This window comes from Dietzia sp. Cai40, assembly GCF_014145165.1.
GTDB classification, from domain to species: Bacteria; Actinomycetota; Actinomycetes; order Mycobacteriales; family Mycobacteriaceae; genus Dietzia; species Dietzia natronolimnaea.
On record NZ_JAALEB010000044.1, the window covers coordinates 1 to 5,367 of the forward strand.

A 5,367-nucleotide genomic window follows, 5' to 3' on the forward strand; every position below is an offset into this window, starting at 1 on the left:
TGAAGTTGTGTTCGGCGGTGACCTACTCTCCCACACCCTCACGAGTGCAGTACCATCGGCGCTGGCAGGCTTAGCTTCCGGGTTCGGAATGGGACCGGGCGTTTCCCTGCCGCTATGGCCGCCGTAACTCTGTGAAACAAGGCCCGACCCGCGATCGAGACCGCGGATGGGTGTGTTGTTTCAGATACTGCACAGTGGACGCGTAACAAATTCTTTGGCTTGTTTGTGTGTAAGCCCTCGGCCGATTAGTACCGGTCACCTCCACGCATTGCTGCGCTTCCAGTTCCGGCCTATCAACCCCATGGTCTGTGGGGGGCCTTAACCACGCAAGGTGGTGAGAAACCTCATCTTGGAACAGGCTTCCCGCTTAGATGCTTTCAGCGGTTATCCCTTCCGAACGTAGCTAACCAGCGATGCTCCTGGTGGAACAACTGGCACACCAGAGGTTCGTCCGTCCCGGTCCTCTCGTACTAGGGACAGCTTTCCTCAAGTTTCTTACGCGCGCGGCGGATAGAGACCGAACTGTCTCACGACGTTCTAAACCCAGCTCGCGTGCCGCTTTAATGGGCGAACAGCCCAACCCTTGGGACCTACTCCAGCCCCAGGATGCGACGAGCCGACATCGAGGTGCCAAACCATCCCGTCGATATGGACTCTTGGGGAAGATCAGCCTGTTATCCCCGGGGTACCTTTTATCCGTTGAGCGACACCGCTTCCACTTGCCGGTGCCGGATCACTAGTCCCGACTTTCGTCCCTGCTCGACGTGTCAGTCTCACAGTCAAGCTCCCTTGTGCACTTGCACTCAACACCTGATTGCCATCCAGGCTGAGGGAACCTTTGGGCGCCTCCGTTACTCTTTAGGAGGCAACCGCCCCAGTTAAACTACCCACCAGGCACTGTCCCTAACCCAGATCATGGGCCGAGGTTAGACGTCCAATACGATCAGAGTGGTATTTCAACAACGACTCCACACACACTGGCGTGCATGCTTCACAGTCTCCCACCTATCCTACACAAACCGAATCGAACGCCAATACCAAGCTATAGTAAAGGTCCCGGGGTCTTTTCGTCCTGCCGCGCGTAACGAGCATCTTTACTCGTAGTGCAATTTCGCCGAGTCTGTGGTCGAGACAGCAGAGAAGTCGTTACGCCATTCGTGCAGGTCGGAACTTACCCGACAAGGAATTTCGCTACCTTAGGATGGTTATAGTTACCACCGCCGTTTACTGGGGCTTAAATTCTCAGCTTCGCCTTGCGGCTAACCGGTCCTCTTAACCTTCCAGCACCGGGCAGGCGTCAGTCCGTATACATCGACTTACGTCTTCGCACGGACCTGTGTTTTTAGTAAACAGTCGCTTCTCTCTGGTCTCTGCGACCACACCCAGCTCCCACCGTGAAGATGTTCACCGGGCATGGCCCCCCTTCTCCCGAAGTTACGGGGGTATTTTGCCGAGTTCCTTAACCACAGTTCTCTCGATCGCCTTGGTATTCTCTACCTGATCACCTGTGTCGGTTTGGGGTACGGGCCGTGTATGAACTCACTAGAGGCTTTTCTCGGCAGCATAGGATCACTGAATTCCCCACAACGGGTATGCATCAAGTCTCAGCCTTAATGTGACACGGATTTGCCTATGTCACGGCCTACACTCTTACACCAGTACAACCACTGACTGGCCCAGCTACCTTCCTGCGTCACCCCATCGCTTGGCTACTACCAGATCAGGTCCCGCGCATCCAGACCACGTCATCCCGAAGGATGCTCTAGGCCATTCAGGGCGGTTAGTATCACTGATTCACCATGGGCGCGCACACACGGGTACGGGAATATCAACCCGTTGTCCATCGACTACGCCTGTCGGCCTCGCCTTAGGTCCCGACTCACCCTGGGCAGATTAGCTTGACCCAGGAACCCTTGATCATTCGGCGGACGAGTTTCTCACTCGTCATTCGCTACTCATGCCTGCATTCTCACTCGTGTGGCCTCCACGCCTGGATCACTCCGACGCTTCTATGGCCACACGACGCTCCCCTACCCACCCACACACCTGCCCGGAGGAGGTTATTGTGTGAGTGCCGCGGCTTCGGCGGTGTACTTGAGCCCCGCTAAATTGTCGGCGCAGGACCACTTGACCAGTGAGCTATTACGCACTCTTTCAAGGGTGGCTGCTTCTAAGCCAACCTCCTGGCTGTCTCAGCGATCCCACATCCTTTTCCACTTAGTACACGCTTAGGGGCCTTAGCCGGCGATCTGGGCTGTTTCCCTCTCGACTATGAAGCTTATCCCCCACAGTCTCACTGCCGCACTCTCACACCTCGGCATTCGGAGTTTGGCTGACGTCAGTAACCTTGTAGGGCCCATCGGCCATCCAGTAGCTCTACCTCCGAGGTGAAACATGCGACGCTGCACCTAAATGCATTTCGGGGAGAACCAGCTATCACGGAGTTTGATTGGCCTTTCACCCCTACCCACAACTCATCCCCTCAGTTTTCAACCTAAGTGGGTTCGCGCCTCCACGACGTCTTACCGTCGCTTCACACTGGCCATGGGTAGATCACTCCGCTTCGGGTCTAGAGCATGCCACTATACTCGCCCTATTAGGACTCGCTTTCGCTACGGCTTCCCCACACGGGTTAACCTCGCGACATACCACTAACTCGCAGGCTCATTCTTCAAAAGGCACGCCATCAGCCCGAAAGCCTCTGACGGATTGTAAGCACACGGTTTCAGGTACTATTTCACTCCCCTCCCGGGGTACTTTTCACCATTCCCTCACGGTACTAATCCGCTATCGGTCACCAAGGAGTATTTAGGCTTACCGGGTGGTCCCGGCAGATTCACAGCAGATTTCACGGGCCCGCTGCTACTTGGGAACACAAATCGCCCAGCCACAAAGTTTTCAGGTACGGGACTCTCACCCTCTACGGCCGACCCTTCCAAGTCGTTCCCCTAACCCGCGGACTATCAAGCGCCTGATCCGGCAGAACCAGGACATCATGCCCCACAACACCACACACGCAACCCCTGCCGGGTATCACACGCATGCGGTTTAGCCTCTTCCGCGTTCGCTCGCCGCTACTGACGGAATCACTGTTGTTTTCTCTTCCTGCGGGTACTGAGATGTTTCACTTCCCCGCGTTCCCTCCACACACCCTATGTATTCAGATGTGGGTAACACGCCATCACGCGCGCTGGGTTCCCCCATTCGGACACCCTCGGATCACAGCTCGGTTGGCAGCTCCCCGAGGCTTATCGCAGCCTCCTACGTCCTTCATCGGCTCTTGGTGCCAAGGCATCCACCGTGTGCTCTTACACACTTACATTCACAAACAATTAAAGATGCTCGCGTCCACTGTGCAGTTCTCAAACAACACACACCAACCCCACCCACACCCCCAGCCAACCGGCCGAAAAGAGCATCTCGGGAATCAGTGCCATCAGAAACAACCCACACCCCCAACAAACCAGGGATGCTCACGGTGCTGTCTCAGACACCCAACAGTGTGTTTTGTCCGAACCACGCTCCCCCCGACAACCAGCCCTGAGCCGGCGCCGAAGATCACGGCGAGTCCTACGCAATAGTGTTCCACCCAATGAGCCACCCAGCGCACCACGAACGGGCACGAACCAGGCGCTAACTCTGACCCCACCAACAGGCGAGGTGAGTGCTCCTTAGAAAGGAGGTGATCCAGCCGCACCTTCCGGTACGGCTACCTTGTTACGACTTCGTCCCAATCGCCGATCCCACCTTCGACGGCTCCCTCCACAAGGGTTAGGCCACCGGCTTCGGGTGTTACCGACTTTCATGACGTGACGGGCGGTGTGTACAAGGCCCGGGAACGTATTCACCGCAGCAATGCTGATCTGCGATTACTAGCGACTCCGACTTCATGGGGTCGAGTTGCAGACCCCAATCCGAACTGAGACTAGCTTTAAGGGATTCGCTCCACCTCGCGGTCTCGCAGCCCTCTGTACTAGCCATTGTAGCATGTGTGAAGCCCTAGACATAAGGGGCATGATGATTTGACGTCATCCCCACCTTCCTCCGAGTTGACCCCGGCAGTCTCTCACGAGTCCCCACCATAACGTGCTGGCAACATGAGACAGGGGTTGCGCTCGTTGCGGGACTTAACCCAACATCTCACGACACGAGCTGACGACAACCATGCACCACCTGTATACAAGCCACAAGGGAAACGACATCTCTGCCGTCGTCCTGTATATGTCAAGCCTAGGTAAGGTTCTTCGCGTTGCATCGAATTAATCCACATGCTCCGCCGCTTGTGCGGGCCCCCGTCAATTCCTTTGAGTTTTAGCCTTGCGGCCGTACTCCCCAGGCGGGGCGCTTAATGCGTTAGCTACGGCACGGAATCCGTGGAAGGACCCCACACCTAGCGCCCACCGTTTACGGCATGGACTACCAGGGTATCTAATCCTGTTTGCTCCCCATGCTTTCGCTCCTCAGCGTCAGTTACTACCCAGAGACCCGCCTTCGCCACCGGTGTTCCTCCTGATATCTGCGCATTTCACCGCTACACCAGGAATTCCAGTCTCCCCTGTAGTACTCAAGTCTGCCCGTATCGCCTGCACGCCCCCAGTTGAGCTGGAGGATTTCACAGACGACGTGACAAACCGCCTACGAGCTCTTTACGCCCAGTAATTCCGGACAACGCTTGCACCCTACGTATTACCGCGGCTGCTGGCACGTAGTTGGCCGGTGCTTCTTCTGCAGGTACCGTCACTTTCGCTTCGTCCCTACTGAAAGGAGTTTACAATCCGAAGACCGTCATCCCCCACGCGGCGTCGCTGCATCAGGCTTTCGCCCATTGTGCAATATTCCCCACTGCTGCCTCCCGTAGGAGTCTGGGCCGTGTCTCAGTCCCAGTGTGGCCGATCACCCTCTCAGGCCGGCTACCCGTCGTCGCCTTGGTAGGCCATTACCCCACCAACAAGCTGATAGGCCGCGGACTCATCCTGCACCGAAAAACTTTCCAACCCCCACCATGCGGCAGGAGCTCATATCCGGTATTAGACCCGGTTTCCCAGGCTTATCCCGAAGTGCAGGGCAGATTACCCACGTGTTACTCACCCGTTCGCCACTCGTGTACCCCCGAAAGGGCCTTACCGTTCGACTTGCATGTGTTAAGCACGCCGCCAGCGTTCGTCCTGAGCCAGGATCAAACTCTCCATAAAAGCTTCTCAGCACTACAAAAAGCACAATCCAAGCAAAAAACAAACCAAACAAACTGGCTGTTCAAAAAACGCGACCCCCACGACAGGGATGTGAAAGGGTCGCAACCAAACAAAAAATTTGGCACTATCACAAACAAAACACACTGTTGAGTTCTCAAACAACACCACCACACCG

Annotated in this window: 3 rRNA genes; all 3 read right to left on the reverse strand. The window is 56.1% G+C overall.

Annotated elements, in window-relative coordinates:
* Positions 1-9 precede the first annotated feature (9 nt).
* Positions 10-126 (reverse strand): 5S ribosomal RNA (rrf, locus tag G6022_RS02005).
* 99 nt (positions 127-225) lie between these two features.
* Positions 226-3,322 (reverse strand): 23S ribosomal RNA (locus tag G6022_RS02010).
* 353 nt (positions 3,323-3,675) lie between these two features.
* Positions 3,676-5,192 (reverse strand): 16S ribosomal RNA (locus tag G6022_RS02015).
* The 16S, 23S and 5S rRNA genes sit together here, the layout of an rRNA operon.
* Positions 5,193-5,367 lie beyond the last annotated feature (175 nt).